This window comes from Streptomyces thermoviolaceus (genome assembly GCF_045209695.1).
GTDB lineage: Bacteria > Actinomycetota > Actinomycetes > Streptomycetales > Streptomycetaceae > Streptomyces > Streptomyces thermoviolaceus.
Window position 1 is genome coordinate 3,300,379 of sequence record NZ_CP109280.1, and the last position, 15,514, is coordinate 3,315,892.

8 protein-coding genes and 3 rRNA genes are annotated in these 15,514 nt (G+C 66.7%); 5 read left to right on the forward strand and 6 right to left on the reverse strand.

Annotated features, from left to right (window positions below; all coding sequences use genetic code 11):
- Nucleotides 1-34 precede the first annotated feature (34 nt).
- Complete coding sequence (locus tag OG899_RS14445; protein ID WP_406311192.1) at nucleotides 35-1,303, reverse strand: MFS transporter; 1,269 nt, start codon at nucleotides 1,301-1,303, stop codon at nucleotides 35-37.
- Between the two features lie 197 nt (nucleotides 1,304-1,500).
- On the opposite strand from OG899_RS14445, the gene OG899_RS14450 reads away from it, so the two are divergent.
- The 5 genes from OG899_RS14450 (at nucleotide 1,501) to OG899_RS14470 (ending at nucleotide 8,523) form a co-directional block, all read left to right on the forward strand.
- On the forward strand, nucleotides 1,501-2,064 hold the full coding sequence (locus OG899_RS14450) for a MarR family winged helix-turn-helix transcriptional regulator (RefSeq protein WP_125500693.1): 564 nt from the start codon (nucleotides 1,501-1,503) through the stop codon (nucleotides 2,062-2,064).
- A 657-nt stretch (nucleotides 2,065-2,721) separates the two neighbouring features.
- A 16S ribosomal RNA gene (locus tag OG899_RS14455) occupies nucleotides 2,722-4,249 on the forward strand.
- Between the two features lie 310 nt (nucleotides 4,250-4,559).
- A 23S ribosomal RNA gene (locus OG899_RS14460) occupies nucleotides 4,560-7,683 on the forward strand.
- Nucleotides 7,684-7,758: 75 nt separating this feature from the next.
- A 5S ribosomal RNA gene (rrf, locus tag OG899_RS14465) occupies nucleotides 7,759-7,875 on the forward strand.
- The 16S, 23S and 5S rRNA genes sit together here, the layout of an rRNA operon.
- An 81-nt stretch (nucleotides 7,876-7,956) precedes the next feature.
- Nucleotides 7,957-8,523 (forward strand): GNAT family N-acetyltransferase, encoded by a 567-nt coding sequence (locus tag OG899_RS14470; protein WP_125500784.1) that lies wholly within the window; start codon nucleotides 7,957-7,959, stop codon nucleotides 8,521-8,523.
- A 54-nt stretch (nucleotides 8,524-8,577) separates the two neighbouring features.
- Here the strand turns inward: OG899_RS14470 and OG899_RS14475 are convergent, their stop codons facing one another.
- From OG899_RS14475 to OG899_RS14495, 5 genes are read right to left on the reverse strand one after another with little or no spacing between them, the layout of a single operon-like run.
- The gene (locus OG899_RS14475) at nucleotides 8,578-10,215 is read right to left on the reverse strand and encodes a type VI secretion protein (RefSeq protein ID WP_189427817.1); all 1,638 of its coding nucleotides are present in this window, start codon (nucleotides 10,213-10,215) and stop codon (nucleotides 8,578-8,580) included.
- 33 nt (nucleotides 10,216-10,248) lie between these two features.
- A complete protein-coding gene (locus tag OG899_RS14480; protein ID WP_125500786.1) occupies nucleotides 10,249-11,661 on the reverse strand; it encodes an ATP-binding protein in 1,413 nt (470 codons plus the stop codon).
- Nucleotides 11,662-11,675: 14 nt separating this feature from the next.
- Nucleotides 11,676-13,235, reverse strand: coding sequence for an SCO6880 family protein (locus OG899_RS14485; RefSeq protein ID WP_125500787.1), 1,560 nt, complete (start codon nucleotides 13,233-13,235; stop codon nucleotides 11,676-11,678).
- Nucleotides 13,232-14,551: a hypothetical protein gene (locus OG899_RS14490; protein WP_168131685.1), complete on the reverse strand. Its 1,320-nt coding sequence runs from the start codon at nucleotides 14,549-14,551 to the stop codon at nucleotides 13,232-13,234. The genes OG899_RS14485 and OG899_RS14490 overlap by 4 nt, the downstream gene beginning before the upstream one ends.
- Entirely contained in the window at nucleotides 14,541-15,395 is an 855-nt protein-coding gene (locus tag OG899_RS14495) for a hypothetical protein (RefSeq protein ID WP_125500854.1), read from the reverse strand. The genes OG899_RS14490 and OG899_RS14495 overlap by 11 nt, the downstream gene beginning before the upstream one ends.
- Nucleotides 15,396-15,514 lie beyond the last annotated feature (119 nt).

The following is a 15,514-nucleotide window of genomic DNA, read 5'->3' on the forward strand; positions in this document are numbered from 1 at the left end:
CGACCGCCCTCGATACCGGGACACAGGGCCGGGCTCAGGCGTCCGCGGTCATCGTCTCCGCGGCGGGGCCGCCGCGCGCCACGACCCGGCCGCGCACCGCCCACGGGTGATCCTGGGCGACCGTCAGGCTCCGTCCCAGCCGCAGCGCGAGCACGCTGACGGCCAGGGACACCACCGTGAACGCCAGCACGTACGGCCCCGGCAGCGCGGCCGCCAGCGGACCGCCCACCGCCGGACCGATCGCCAGCGCCAGCTGCTTCACCAGGGCGAACGCCGAGTTGTACTGCCCGGCCATGCCCTCCGGCGCCAGATCCGCGACCAGCGGCGCGAGCGTCGGCGACAGCATCACCTCGCCCAGCCCGAACAGCGCGTACGTCGACACGAACGCCGCCGTCGCCATGGCCCGGCTGCCGTCACCGAGCCCCGCGTACGCCGCGACGGCCCACGCGACGGCCCAGACGACGCCCACCGTGGCGAGCACCCGGGTGCGCCGCCGGCGTTCCACGAACCGCAGCACCACGAACTGCGCCACCACGATCATCAGCGTGTTCGCGGCCAGCGCCGTCCCCAGCGTGGACGTCGACACCCCGGCCGCCTCCACGCCGTAGGCGCTCAGCCCCGACTCGAACTGGCCGTAGCAGGCGAAGAAGAGGACGAAGCCCAGCACGCACAGCTGCACCATGGTCCGGTCGCCCAGCAGCTGCCGCCAGCTCGCCCTGGCCGTGCCGGCCTGCGCCGCGGTCTGCTGCAGCCGCGGCGCCTTCGGCATCCGCACCGTCGCCATCAGGGCCACCAGCAGCAGGAACACCGCGGCCTGGAGCGAGAACAGCAGGGTGAAGGAGGACAGCCGTGTGGTGTCCACCAGGTGACCGCCGATGAGCCCGCCGACACCCAGCCCCAGGTTCTGCAGGAAGAACTGCATGGCGAACGCCCGCGACCGGTTCTCCGCCGTGGAGCAGTCCACGATCATCGTGGCCAGCGCGGGCTGCATCACCGCCTGTCCCGCACCGAGGGCGGCCGCCGACAGCAGCACCGGCGCGACCCCGCCCGACAGCCCCAGGCACAGCGACCCCAGCGCGGCCAGGACCAGGGCGGCGAGCAGGACCTGAAGCGGTCCGCGCCGCACGATCGCCCGGCCGGCGAACGGCAGCACGACCAGCGCGGCCGCCGCGAACACGGCGAGGACCAGCCCCGCCGTCACCGATCCCAGCCCCCGTACCTGTGCCACGTAGACGTACAGATACGGGACAGTGAAACCGAGCCCGAACGCGCTGAGTGCGTTGCCCACGTGGATCCGGCGCATCGGTGCACCCACCGCCCTGGTCACGTTCCCCTCTCTTCTCTCCGCTCGTCTCTTCTCTCCGCTCGTCGTGGCTCGTCGACCGAGATCCTTGCCGAGCCTCGGTAGTGAGACCTGAAGACTTCGAACCTAAAATTCGAAGCTAAAGAGTACACAGTGAAGGACTTCAACGCCAATCAGTCGCGTGCGATACTGCGGACATGGGAGAGACCGACGGCAGCATCGACAGCATCGGCAGCGAGCCGACCCTCGAGGAGCAGATCGCCGCCTACCAGCGCGAGTTCCAGGACCTCGACCCCCAGGTGGAGAAGATCGTCTCCGCGCTCGGCCGCCTGAACCGCCGGATGAACGTCGCCTACGGCCGGCAGACCGCTGCCCTCGGTATCACCAATGCCGACTGGGAGGTCCTCAAGGCGCTGGTGCTCTCCGGCCCGCCCTACCGCATGGGCCCCAGCGACCTCGCCAAGCGTCTGGGGCTGACCCCGGCCGCGATGACCCACCGCATCGACCGCATGGTCGCCGAGGGCCTGGTCACCCGGGAGCGCGACGAGTCCAACCGGGTCCGCGTCATCGTCGAGCTGACCCCCGAGGGTCGCGCGAAGTGGCTGGAGGCCATGCGCCTGGCTTCCGTCTTCGAGGGTGATCTGCTGCAGGATCTCTCCCCGGAGGAGCGCACGACTCTCGGCGAGGTGCTGACCAGGCTGCTGCGCCGGGTCGAAGACGCCCAGCCGGACGCCGGCGGCCGGCTCACCGACCTGGACTGAAAAAATCTTGACACGACGGCTTGACGCGCCCCTCGCTGATCCGTAAGGTTCTTCGGGTTGTCACGGGGCCGTCGAGCTTCCAGGGCAGCATCCTCGCCGCACGAGCGGCACACCAACCCTCAGCACGATCACCCCGTCGGGTCGATTTCGGCGTGCCCGGAATCAATTCGCACGGGACTTCGCGTTTCCAGATCCGGATCCGCACGGACCCGATTGGGAATCGCGGAAGGAATCGGCTAAGGTTTGAGGCGTCGGAAGGGCCCAACAGCCCGGAAGACGAACCCCGCTGACCGGGGATCAGCTCGAAAGAGATCTGATAGAGTCAGAAACGCAGGAAAGGGAAACGCGAGAGCGCGAACCTGGAAAGCGGAAACCGCCGAGGACATCGGATCGGAAAGATCTGATAGAGTCGGAGACACCGAAGGGAAAACGCCCGGAGGAAAGCCCGAGAGGGTGAGTACGAAGGAAGCGTTCGTTCCTTGAGAACTCAACAGCGTGCCAAAAGTCAACGCCAGATATGTTGATGCCCCGTCTGCCGAAACTTCGGTTTCGGTGACTGGGTTCCTTTGAAAACACAGCGAGGACGCTGTGAACCGGAGGAATTATTCCTTCCTCTGGTTCCGCTCCCGTGTGTGTGAACCGGATCACCGGTAGGCATTCACGGAGAGTTTGATCCTGGCTCAGGACGAACGCTGGCGGCGTGCTTAACACATGCAAGTCGAACGATGAAGCCCCTTCGGGGGTGGATTAGTGGCGAACGGGTGAGTAACACGTGGGCAATCTGCCCTGCACTCTGGGACAAGCCCTGGAAACGGGGTCTAATACCGGATACGACCCAGGACCGCATGGTCTCTGGGTGGAAAGCTCCGGCGGTGCAGGATGAGCCCGCGGCCTATCAGCTTGTTGGTGAGGTAACGGCTCACCAAGGCGACGACGGGTAGCCGGCCTGAGAGGGCGACCGGCCACACTGGGACTGAGACACGGCCCAGACTCCTACGGGAGGCAGCAGTGGGGAATATTGCACAATGGGCGCAAGCCTGATGCAGCGACGCCGCGTGAGGGATGACGGCCTTCGGGTTGTAAACCTCTTTCAGCAGGGAAGAAGCGCAAGTGACGGTACCTGCAGAAGAAGCGCCGGCTAACTACGTGCCAGCAGCCGCGGTAATACGTAGGGCGCAAGCGTTGTCCGGAATTATTGGGCGTAAAGAGCTCGTAGGCGGCTTGTCGCGTCGGTTGTGAAAGCCCGGGGCTTAACTCCGGGTCTGCAGTCGATACGGGCAGGCTAGAGTTCGGTAGGGGAGATCGGAATTCCTGGTGTAGCGGTGAAATGCGCAGATATCAGGAGGAACACCGGTGGCGAAGGCGGATCTCTGGGCCGATACTGACGCTGAGGAGCGAAAGCGTGGGGAGCGAACAGGATTAGATACCCTGGTAGTCCACGCCGTAAACGGTGGGCACTAGGTGTGGGCAGCATTCCACGTTGTCCGTGCCGTAGCTAACGCATTAAGTGCCCCGCCTGGGGAGTACGGCCGCAAGGCTAAAACTCAAAGGAATTGACGGGGGCCCGCACAAGCGGCGGAGCATGTGGCTTAATTCGACGCAACGCGAAGAACCTTACCAAGGCTTGACATACACCGGAAACATCCAGAGATGGGTGCCCCCTTGTGGTCGGTGTACAGGTGGTGCATGGCTGTCGTCAGCTCGTGTCGTGAGATGTTGGGTTAAGTCCCGCAACGAGCGCAACCCTTGTCCCGTGTTGCCAGCAGGCCCTTGTGGTGCTGGGGACTCACGGGAGACCGCCGGGGTCAACTCGGAGGAAGGTGGGGACGACGTCAAGTCATCATGCCCCTTATGTCTTGGGCTGCACACGTGCTACAATGGCCGGTACAAAGAGCTGCGATACCGTGAGGTGGAGCGAATCTCAAAAAGCCGGTCTCAGTTCGGATTGGGGTCTGCAACTCGACCCCATGAAGTCGGAGTCGCTAGTAATCGCAGATCAGCATTGCTGCGGTGAATACGTTCCCGGGCCTTGTACACACCGCCCGTCACGTCACGAAAGTCGGTAACACCCGAAGCCGGTGGCCCAACCCCTTGTGGGAGGGAGCTGTCGAAGGTGGGACTGGCGATTGGGACGAAGTCGTAACAAGGTAGCCGTACCGGAAGGTGCGGCTGGATCACCTCCTTTCTAAGGAGCACTTCTACCGTGTCTCTTTCGGGGGATGCGGTCAGAGGCCAGTATGTGAGCGAGTGTCTCGCACTGGTTGCTCATGGGTGGAACGTTGACTATTCGGTCGGAGTCTCGGCTTGGAGGCTGCTAGTACTGCTCTTGGAGCGTGGAACGTGGTCGTCCGGGGGGATTCCGGTCCGGGCACGCTGTTGGGTCCTGAGGGAACGAGGTTTTCCTCAGTGCCGGCCCCGGTGTAGGTCTGCGGAAGTGGGCTGTGACGGGTGGCTGGTCGTTGTTTGAGAACTGCACAGTGGACGCGAGCATCTGTGGCCAAGTTTTTAAGGGCGCACGGTGGATGCCTTGGCACCAGGAACCGATGAAGGACGTGGGAGGCCGCGATAGGCCCCGGGGAGTCGTCAACCAGGCTTTGATCCGGGGGTGTCCGAATGGGGAAACCCGGCAGTCGTCATGGGCTGTCACCCGCTGCTGAACACATAGGCAGTGTGGAGGGAACGCGGGGAAGTGAAACATCTCAGTACCCGCAGGAAGAGAAAACAACCGTGATTCCGGGAGTAGTGGCGAGCGAAACTGGATGAGGCCAAACCGTATGCGTGTGAGACCCGGCAGGGGTTGCGTATGCGGGGTTGTGGGGTTGCTCTTCCACGGTCTGCCGGCCGTGGGGCGAGTGAGAAACCGTATGGATAGGCGAAGGGCATGCGAAAGGCCTGGCGTAGAGGGTAAGACCCCCGTAGTCGAAATCTGTGCGGCTCGCTTGAGTGATTCCCAAGTAGCACGGGGCCCGAGAAATCCCGTGTGAATCTGGCGGGACCACCCGCTAAGCCTAAATATTCCCTGGTGACCGATAGCGGATAGTACCGTGAGGGAATGGTGAAAAGTACCCCGGGAGGGGAGTGAAATAGTACCTGAAACCGTGTGCCTACAAGCCGTGGGAGCGTCGCTGGCGGGTTTTCCCGTCAGTCGTGACTGCGTGCCTTTTGAAGAATGAGCCTGCGAGTTTGCGGTGTGTTGCGAGGTTAACCCGGGTGGGGTAGCCGTAGCGAAAGCGAGTCCGAAGAGGGCGTTTGAGTAGCACGCTCAAGACCCGAAGCGGGGTGATCTAGCCATGGGCAGGTTGAAGCGGAGGTAAGACTTCGTGGAGGACCGAACCCACCAGGGTTGAAAACCTGGGGGATGACCTGTGGTTAGGGGTGAAAGGCCAATCAAACTCCGTGATAGCTGGTTCTCCCCGAAATGCATTTAGGTGCAGCGTCGTGTGTTTCTTGCCGGAGGTAGAGCACTGGATAGGCGATGGGCCTTACCGGGTTACTGACCTTAGCCAAACTCCGAATGCCGGTAAGTGAGAGCGCGGCAGTGAGACTGTGGGGGATAAGCTCCATGGTCGAGAGGGAAACAGCCCAGAGCATCGACTAAGGCCCCTAAGCGTGCGCTAAGTGGGAAAGGATGTGGAGTCGCAGAGACAACCAGGAGGTTGGCTTAGAAGCAGCCATCCTTGAAAGAGTGCGTAATAGCTCACTGGTCTAGTGATTCCGCGCCGACAATGTAGCGGGGCTCAAGCGTACCGCCGAAGTCGTGTCAATCCAGCATGTGGGTTAACGCCCGCTGGGTTGGGTAGGGGAGCGTCGTCTGCCGGGTGAAGCAGCCGTGGAAGCGAGTTGTGGACGGTTGACGAGTGAGAATGCAGGCATGAGTAGCGATTCACACGTGAGAAACGTGTGCGCCGATTGACCAAGGGTTCCTGGGTCAAGCTGATCTGCCCAGGGTAAGTCGGGACCTAAGGCGAGGCCGACAGGCGTAGTCGATGGATAACCGGTTGATATTCCGGTACCCGCTGTGAAGCGCCCGACATCGAATCCAGTGATGCTAAGCCCGTGAAGCCGCCCGTCTTCAGCTTTGCTGTTGGTGGGAGTGGTGGAGCCGGTGGCCCGAGCTGGTAGTAGGTGAGTGATGGGGTGACGCAGGAAGGTAGTCCATCCCGGGCGGTGGTTGTCCCGGGGTAAGGGTGTAGGACGGTGTGTAGGTAAATCCGCATGCCATTGAGTCTGAGACCTGATGCCGAGCCGATTGTGGTGAAGTGGATGATCCTATGCTGTCGAGAAAAGCCTCTAGCGAGTTTCATGGCGGCCCGTACCCTAAACCGACTCAGGTGGTCAGGTAGAGAATACCGAGGCGTTCGGGTGAACTATGGTTAAGGAACTCGGCAAAATGCCCCCGTAACTTCGGGAGAAGGGGGGCCAGTCCTGGTGATGGGCCTTGCGCTCGGAGCTGGGGTTGGCCGCAGAGACCAGCGAGAAGCGACTGTTTACTAAAAACACAGGTCCGTGCGAAGCCGTAAGGCGATGTATACGGACTGACGCCTGCCCGGTGCTGGAACGTTAAGGGGACCGGTTAGCTGGCTTTCGGGCTGGCGAAGCTGAGAACTTAAGCGCCAGTAAACGGCGGTGGTAACTATAACCATCCTAAGGTAGCGAAATTCCTTGTCGGGTAAGTTCCGACCTGCACGAATGGCGTAACGACTTCTCGACTGTCTCAACCATAGGCCCGGTGAAATTGCACTACGAGTAAAGATGCTCGTTTCGCGCAGCAGGACGGAAAGACCCCGGGACCTTTACTACAGTTTGATATTGGTGTTCGGTTCGGCTTGTGTAGGATAGCTGGGAGACTGTGAAGCCTGGACGCCAGTTCGGGTGGAGTCGTCGTTGAAATACCAGTCTGGTCGTGCTGGATGTCTAACCTGGGTCCGTGATCCGGATCAGGGACAGTGTCTGATGGGTAGTTTAACTGGGGCGGTTGCCTCCTAAAGGGTAACGGAGGCGCCCAAAGGTTCCCTCAGCCTGGTTGGCAATCAGGTGTTGAGTGTAAGTGCACAAGGGAGCTTGACTGTGAGACCGACGGGTCGAGCAGGGACGAAAGTCGGGACTAGTGATCCGGCGGTGGCTTGTGGAAGCGCCGTCGCTCAACGGATAAAAGGTACCCCGGGGATAACAGGCTGATCTTCCCCAAGAGTCCATATCGACGGGATGGTTTGGCACCTCGATGTCGGCTCGTCGCATCCTGGGGCTGGAGTCGGTCCCAAGGGTTGGGCTGTTCGCCCATTAAAGCGGTACGCGAGCTGGGTTTAGAACGTCGTGAGACAGTTCGGTCCCTATCCGCTGTGCGCGTAGGAGTCTTGAGAAGGGCTGTCCCTAGTACGAGAGGACCGGGACGGACGAACCTCTGGTGTGCCAGTTGTTCTGCCAAGGGCATGGCTGGTTGGCTACGTTCGGGAGGGATAACCGCTGAAAGCATCTAAGCGGGAAGCCTGCTTCGAGATGAGGGCTCCCACCCACTTGATGGGGTAAGGCTCCCAGTAGATGACTGGGTTGATAGGCCGGATCTGGAAGCCAGGTGACTGGTGGAGGTGACCGGTACTAATAGGCCGAGGGCTTGTCCTCAGGTGCTCGCGTTCACTGTGTTGGTTCTGAAGCAATGAACAGCCGATGGCTGGTTGGTTGATTGTTTCATAGTGTTTCGGTGGTCATAGCGTAGGGGAAACGCCCGGTTACATTCCGAACCCGGAAGCTAAGCCTTACAGCGCCGATGGTACTGCAGGGGGGACCCTGTGGGAGAGTAGGACGCCGCCGGACTATTTTTGGGAAAGGCCCACACCGTACGGTGTGGGCCTTTTTCGTTTCCCTGCCGATGGTGCTCTGCACTAGCGTGACTCCATGTGTAGTTTCGCGAGCGACGGCACCTACCTGGTCCGGGCCGTACGGGCGCACGAATGGAGCGCGGTGAAAGCGCTGCGGCTGGAAGCACTCCAGGATCCCGTGGCCCACCTCGCTTTTCTCGAGACCTATGCCGACGCCGTCACCCAGCCGGACTCGTTCTGGCAGGAGCGGACGGCCGGCGCCTGCGCGGGCGCCACCGGGGCCCAGCAGTTCATCGCGGAAGGCCCGGACGGCACGTGGGTGGGGACCGTGACCGTGCTCCTGGAGGAGCCCGGCACCACCGACTGGTCGGGGCAGCCGGTGCAGCAGCGGCAAGGACACGTGGTCGGTGTCTACGTCCGTCCCGAGCACCGGGGCAGCGGGCTCACCGAGGTGCTGTTCGACGAGGCCGTGCGGTGGGCGCGGCAGGCCGGTGCCGAGCGGATGCGGCTCTTCGTGCACGAGGACAACGGGCGGGCGGAACGCTTCTACCGCAAGGCCGGGTTCACCTTCAGCGGCCGTACGACACCGCTGCCCGCCCGGCCGGAGGAGAAGGAGCTGGAGTACGTCCTGGACCTCGCCTGACGTCGCCTGCCGGACGCTGGGCCCGGCCCGACGCCCGGTCGGCGACGGCCGTCGTCAGTACGGGAGTTCGTGATGGGGCCAGCGGGCGCGGGCCTGCTCGCGGGAGCGGAGCAGCACCAGTGTGGGCATGCCGCACTCCGGTCCCCAGGTGAGCAGCTCGGGAAGCTGAGGGAGCGGTGCCACGGCGGCCACGTCGTCCAGGACGAGCGTGAGTGGTGGGTCGAGCCGACCGGAGGATGACCGTTCGGCCATGCGCCGGCCGCGCTCGACCACGCTTGCGGCGAGCCCCGTCAGCAGAGGCATCGCGCCAGGATCCGTCCGGGGATCCTCCAGGGACTCCCCTACGAGATACAGCGTTCCCCCTTCGCAGACGAAGGAATCCAAGGCGAGGGCATCGGCGCGGTTCGGGGCGCAGGACTCGCGGACGTTCACCGTGGACAGGGCGGCCAGGGCCCGGGCGACCAGCTCCTGGGCCATGTCCCGGCGGTCCGGGTGCGAGGTGAGCGCCGCCTCCAGTTCGCCCGCCGAGCCCGCGGCCGCCTTGGGATGGGTGCGCAAGGCCTTCACGGCGTCCTGCAGTTGGGTGCCCTGGGCCCAGCGGTGGAGGTGACGGATGCTGCGGCCGTCGAGGGCGGCGGCGTGCAGGAAGCTGCGCAGCAGGGTCTGTGCGGTGTCCGCCAGTGGCTGGTCGATCCGGGCGGTGGGGCGGACCGGGGCGAGGACGGCGGCGGCCCGGGCGGCCGCCGTGTGCTGGTCCTCGCAGCCCTGGATCGGGGACCAGTGCAGGCGGGCCGGGGTGTCGCACAGGTGCGACGGGTCGTAGAGGAGGACCGGGCCCAGCTTGGCGCGGGCGTTCTTGGTGTCCTGCCACAGCGCCGGGTTCGAGGTGACGACGACGGCCGGTCCGGCGGCGTCCAGGACGGCCTGGGTCGCCGTGGCCAGGCGGGCGTCCCGCGGACCCGTGACGACCGCGGCTGCGGCGCCGCTCGGCCGGTCCGTCGGCGGCAGCGGGCCGGTGCCGGTGCCGGTGAGCGGTGCGGCCTGCTGCGGGGACGCCGTCGCCGGGCCGCCGCCGGTGCGCGGGGCGGACACCTCGCCGTCGGCGGGGAATGCCGGGGCTTCCTGCGGTGCCTGCGACGGCAGGTGGGGCCCGGCCGGTGGGGTCTTCTGCAGGACCGCCGTCTCGTGCGGTGCGGGAGGTGCCTGGGGCGGGGACGGCGCGGGTGCCTCGGCGGCCGGCGGGGCCGGGGCGGCGGGCGGCTCGGTTTCCGGGGTGCGCTGCCGGGCCGCGGCGCGCTCGGCGCGTCGTCTCAGCCGGACGGCGCGCCAGCGGGCGAGCGTTCCGAGCACGAACACCGCCAGCACGAACAGCACCATCAGCTGGCCGATGAACACGCCCCAGAACAGCCCGTACCCGGACAGCTGCCCGTCGGGCACGTCGGGCCAGGCGCCGGCGAGGTCGTGCGGGTCGCCGATGAGGTGGCGCATGGCGAGCGGGGTGCGGGTGAAGCCGATGCCGTCCGGCCAGGCGCCGTGGGCGAGCAGCGCCGCCAGGCCGGTGGCCGTCCACACCAGCAGGGTGATGCCGAGGAGGAAGGCCAGGATGCCGACCAGCAGCCCGTCGGGGATGCCTCCCTGGCCCCGTGCCTGGTTGCCCTGGCCGTTCGCCTGGCCGCGGTCGCCCACTCGCACGCCCCTCCTTGTCCGCCTCGGTGCCGTCCGCCGCTATGCCACCGTCGATTCGGAGTCACCGAGGTGCTGCTCCACGAAGGCCGCCGCCCGCTCCTCCGCCTCCCGCTCGGCGGCGCGCAGGGCGTCGTCGTAGCCGGGGGAGGACGCGGACTCGGTCATGGCGCGGTCGGTGAAGACCAGCGGCCGCTCGGTCTCGGTGACCAGGTGCTTGACGACCTGGACGTTGCCGTTGACGTCCCAGACGGCGATGCCCGGGGTGAGGGTGGGGATGATCTCCACCGCCCACCGGGGCAGGCCCAGCACCCGGCCCGTGGCCCTGGCCTCGTCCGCCTTCTGGGCGTAGATCGTCCTGGTCGACGCCATTTTCAGGATCGCCGCCGCCTCCTTGGCCGCCGCGCCGTCGACCACGTCGGACAGATGGTGGACGACGGCCACGAAGGACAGGCCCAGCCGGCGCCCGAACTTCAGCAGCCGCTGGAACAGCTGCGCGACGAACGGGCTGTTGATGATGTGCCAGGCCTCCTCGACCAGGAAGATGCGCTTCTTGCGGTCGGGGCGGATCCAGGTGTGCTCCAGCCACACGCCGACGATCGCCATGAGGATGGGCATGGCGATGGAGTTGCGGTCGATGTGGCTGAGGTCGAAGACGATCAGCGGGGCGTCCAGGTCGATGCCGACGGTGGTCGGGCCGTCGAACATGCCGCGCAGGTCGCCGTCGACCAGGCGGTCCAGGACCAGGGCGACGTCCAGGCCCCAGGCGCGGACGTCCTCTATGGCGACGTTCATCGCCTCGGCGGACTCCGGTTCCGGGTGGCGCAGCTGTTCGACGATGTCGGACAGGACGGGCTGGCGCTCCACGATCGTCTCGTTGACGTAGGCGTGGGCGACCTTCAGCGCGAAGCCGGAGCGCTCGTCCAGGCCGTGGCCCATCGCGACCTCGATGATGGTGCGCAGCAGGGCGAGCTGCCCGGTCGTGGTGATCGCCGGGTCCAGCGGGTTGAGCCGGATGCCGTGGTCCAGGGCGGCCGTCGGGTCCAGCCGGATCGGCGTTATGCCGAGCTGCTCGGCGATGAGGTTCCATTCGCCGACGCCGTCCTCGCCCTGGGCGTCGAGGACGACGACCTGCCGGTCGCGGAAGCGGAGCTGGCGCAGGACGTACGTCTTCTCCAGGGCGGACTTGCCGTTGCCGGACTCGCCGAGGACCAGCCAGTGCGGGGCGGGCAGCTGCTGGCCGTAGAGCTGGAAGGGGTCGTAGATGTAGCCCTTCCCGGAGTAGACCTCCCGGCCGATGATGACGCCGGAGTCGCCGAGGCCGGGCGCGGCCGTGGGCAGGTAGACGGCCTGGGCCTGGCCGGTGGAGGTGCGCACCGGCAGCCGGGTCGTCTCGACCTTCCCGAACAGGAAGGACGTGAAGGCGTCCGTGAGCGCGGTCAGCGGGTCCCGCATCAGAGCATCAGTCCCTACCGTCGGATTCCGGTGGCGAACGGGAGCGTGTTCACGAAGGCACGGTGGTGCTCGCGGTCGCACCACTCCAGCTTCAGGTAGGACTTTCCGGCCGAGGCGCGGATGGTCCGCTTGTCGCGGGCCAGGGCCTCGGGGGAGCGGGCGGAGACGGTGATGTAGCCGACGAGGTTGACGCCGGCGGCACCGCTGGCGAGGTCCTCGCCGCGCTGGTCGAGGCGCTGGTGGGCCTGGATGTCGCGCGGGTCGACGGTGCGGTTCATCTTGGCGGCGCGGCTGGCCTCGGCGACGTCGTTGGTCTTCTCGGTCAGCATGCGCTCGATGGCGACCTCGGTGGGTTCGAGGTCCATGGTGACGGCGACCGTGCGGATGACGTCCGGGGTGTGGACGAGCAGCGGCGCGAGGAAGTTCACGCCGACCGGGGTCATCGGCCACTCCTTGATCCAGGCGGTGGCGTGGCACCAGGGTTCGCGGGTGGCGGACTCGCGGGTCTTGGCCTGCAGGTAGGTCGGCTGGCGGGCGTCGAGTTCGGCCGGCCAGGCGTTGCGCTGGGTCATCGCCTGGATGTGGTCGATGGGGTGGTCCGGGTCGTACATGGAGTGGATGAGCGAGGCGAGGCGGCTCTGGCCGAGGGGCTGGCGGACCCGGATGTCGGCCTCCTGCAGGCGGGAGCAGATGTCGGTCAGCTCACGGGCCATGACGACGGCGAGGCCGGCGTCCCGGTCGAGTCTGCGGCCGGTCTGGGCGCGGGCCGCGCGGGCCATGGCGGTGGCCTCGGCCGCGAGCTCGCGGTCGTAGTGCATGCAGGCGACCAGGTAGGCGCGGTGCTGCTCGCTGCTGGTGGACACCATGGACTGCAGCTGGTCGTAGGAGTGCCGCAGCCAGGCCGGTGCCCGGTCGTCGCCGCGCAGGGCGACGTCCTTGGCGTGGGCGTCGGGGTCGGCGGGCAGGGTGCGGGCGAGCATCTGCAGCCGGGTGACGAAGCCGTCGCCGTTGGCGACGTGCTTGAGCAGGGTGCCGAACCGGTCGACGAGGGCCTCCTGGTCCTCGGAGTCGCGCAGGCCGACACCGGGGCCCTCGATCTCGATGGCGGCGGTGACGGTCTTGCGGTCGGCGTGCAGCAGCACGGCGATCTCGTCGGGTCCGAAGGGTGCGGACAGCCAGGTGATGCGGCCGATGCCGGGCGGCGGCCCGATCTCGACCTCGCGTCCGTCGAGCCGGGTGCCGGCCTCCATCGCGCCCGAGCGGTAGACGGCGCCGCGTTTGAGGGTGCGCTTGTAGCTGCGGTTGATCTCGAACCACTTGTAGAAGGTGCGGCGCCGGTAGGGCACGTAGACGGCGGCGAGCGCGAGCAGCGGGAAACCGACGAGCAGCACGATGCGCACGGGCAGCACGGGGACGACGAGGCCGCTGAGCATGCCGAGGAACGCGCCGACGATGATCAGCATGATCTCGCCGGTCTCGCGGTTGCGGCCGATGATCGCGTTCGGCCGGGCGCGGCCGATCAGATATGTACGGCGGGGCGTGACCGCGGGGGACACGTGGGACTCGGTCGTCAACGCCCTTCACCTCCCGTGCGGTTGCTGCTGGTGCGGGTGTTGCTGGCGTGCGGGGTGTTCACCGGGCTGGCCGCGCGGGGAGTGGGCGCGGGGGCGGGGGCCGGGACGGACCCGCCGCCGTCGGGAACGCGTGCCGAGTGCGCGGCCATGCCGCCGGAGGCGGGGTTGGCCGGCCGGCTGCCGGTGCCGTTGCTGTCGGCCCGGGTGCTGTGGGTCCTGATGCCCTGGGCGACGAGGGTGGCCGGGGAGCTCATGACGGCGGCGGCCTTGTTCTCCGCGGTGCGCATGAGGCGGTTGTTGCGGCCGGCGGCGATCTCGTCGCCGAACCCGGGCACGAAGCGGTAGATCATCGCCGAGGCGAAGATCGCGAGCAGGATGATGGCGAGGCCGGAGACGACCGCGCCGAGCGCTTCGGGGCCCTCGTCCGTGGTCAGCGCGCTGGCCAGGCCGAGCACGATGACGATCACGGGCTTGACCAGGATCACGGCGATCATGACACCGGCCCAGCGGCGCACGTGGCCCCAGAGGTTCTTGTCGACGAGGCCGGAGTAGACGACGACGCCGAGCAGGGCGCCCACGTACAGCAGGACGGCCCGCAGGAACAGTTCCAGGTACAGCACGCCCGCGGCGAGGGTGGAGACCAGGGACACCAGGATCAGCATGATCGGGCCGCCGCCGATGTCCGTGCCCTTGTCCAGGGCGTCGGCGAACGCCCCGAAGAAGGTGCCGGTCTGGTCGCCGGTGGTCTTGGCGAGGACGTCGCTGATGCTGTCCGTCGCGGAGACCACGGTGTAGAGGATCAGCGGGGTGAAGGCGGAGGCGAGCACGGTCAGCCAGAGGAAGCCGACCGCCTCGCTGATCGCGGTGGTCAGGGGCACGCCGCGCACGGCCCGCTTGGCGACCGCGATCAGCCACAGCAGCAGGGTGAGGAAGACCGACGCCCCGAAGACGATGGCGTACTGCTTCAGGAACTGCCCGTTGGTGAAGTCGACGGTGGCGGTCTCCTGGGTGGCCTTGCTGAGCTGCTTGACGGTCCAGGAGGCGGCGTCGGCGCAGCCCTTGGCGAGGGAGGAGAGGGGGTCGAGGGAGGAGGTGGGGTCGGGGGTGGCGGGTGCGTCGCCGTTGCTGGAGACGTTGCCGCGTTCGCAGTACTTCTTGGCCTCGCCGAAGATGAGGTCGCAGTTGTTCTCCTGGTCCGTCGGCGTCGGCGTGGGGGTGGGCGCGGCGACGGCACGGGTCGCCAGCAGCACGACCGAGGTCTGTACGGCTGCCACGACTCCGGTGAGCTTGAGCGCGCGGGGCGTGCTACCGGGCATACGTGAACCCTCCGTACTCTTCGGTGGCCTTGCGGATCTCGTCGGAGGTGGCGGCCTTGTCGTCACCGGGGACAGGGGCAGGGCCGTTCTGCTGGGTGTCGGACACGATCTTCCAGTCGCCCTGAGACCAGCTCAGGTCGAAGGTCCAGGTCTTCCAGGACGAGGTGACCGGGTCGGTGGAGTTCTTGGCGGACATGCCGATCAACCCGACGTACCAGACCGCGACCTTGGCGTCGGTGCCGGTGTACTGCTGCACGGAGGTGCCCACCGGGATCACGCGGGACACGAAGGTGCTGCCGGCCGGTGCGTCTCCGTTCGCGTCGAGGCCCATTCTGGCGAGGAAGTCGGCGGAGTACGCCTCGTCCATCGGGCCTTGCAGCTCGGCCGCGGCCTCGGGCGTGTAGAGACGGTCGACGATCAGGTGCCGGGTGTCCTTCTTGAACATGTCCGTCGAGCCGAGCGCCACCGCATAGTTCGCCGCAGCGCTCTGCGCCCCCTGCTCGTCGTGGGCGAAGCCGGCGGGGATGCCGTCCTTCTTGGTGGTGACGGGCTGTCTGCCGGTCGGGGCGGTCGCCGCCGCCTTGGGGGCGTGGTCGCCGGCGCGGCTGTCGGTGGCGCCGGAGTCGCCTCCTCCGCTGCGGTTGGCGATGGCGATCGCAGCGATGAGGAGGACGACCACGGCGACCACCGTGATCAGGCCACGCGTGGAGGACCGGCCGGTGCGCCGGGCCCCGCCGTAGATGTCGCCCGTTGTGTCGGGCAGCCGGGTGCGGGTCTGGCCGCCGTACGCGTCGTCGTCGGCGCGCGCCAGGTCACCATGTCCGTGCTCGTCTCCGAGACTCATGCCCGGTGTGCCCCCTCGACCTCGTCTCCGTGGCGGATCGCCTGGATGTACGACGGTAGCCGTGCTGGTTTCCGCGCGGGCGCGGTGTGGTGACTCGACATCAGGGAAACGCAACCTCG

Excerpts from the sequence above, each read along its gene's own strand:
- OG899_RS14495 (WP_125500854.1), bottom strand. The coding sequence starts at position 15,395 with ATGAGTCTCGGAGACGAGCACGGACATGGTGACCTGGCGCGCGCCGAC.
- OG899_RS14445 (WP_406311192.1), bottom strand. The coding sequence starts at position 1,303 with ATGCGCCGGATCCACGTGGGCAACGCACTCAGCGCGTTCGGGCTCGGT.
- OG899_RS14470 (WP_125500784.1), top strand. The coding sequence starts at position 7,957 with ATGTGTAGTTTCGCGAGCGACGGCACCTACCTGGTCCGGGCCGTACGG.
- OG899_RS14490 (WP_168131685.1), bottom strand. The coding sequence starts at position 14,551 with ATGCCCGGTAGCACGCCCCGCGCGCTCAAGCTCACCGGAGTCGTGGCA.
- OG899_RS14450 (WP_125500693.1), top strand. The coding sequence starts at position 1,501 with ATGGGAGAGACCGACGGCAGCATCGACAGCATCGGCAGCGAGCCGACC.
- OG899_RS14480 (WP_125500786.1), bottom strand. The coding sequence starts at position 11,661 with ATGCGGGACCCGCTGACCGCGCTCACGGACGCCTTCACGTCCTTCCTG.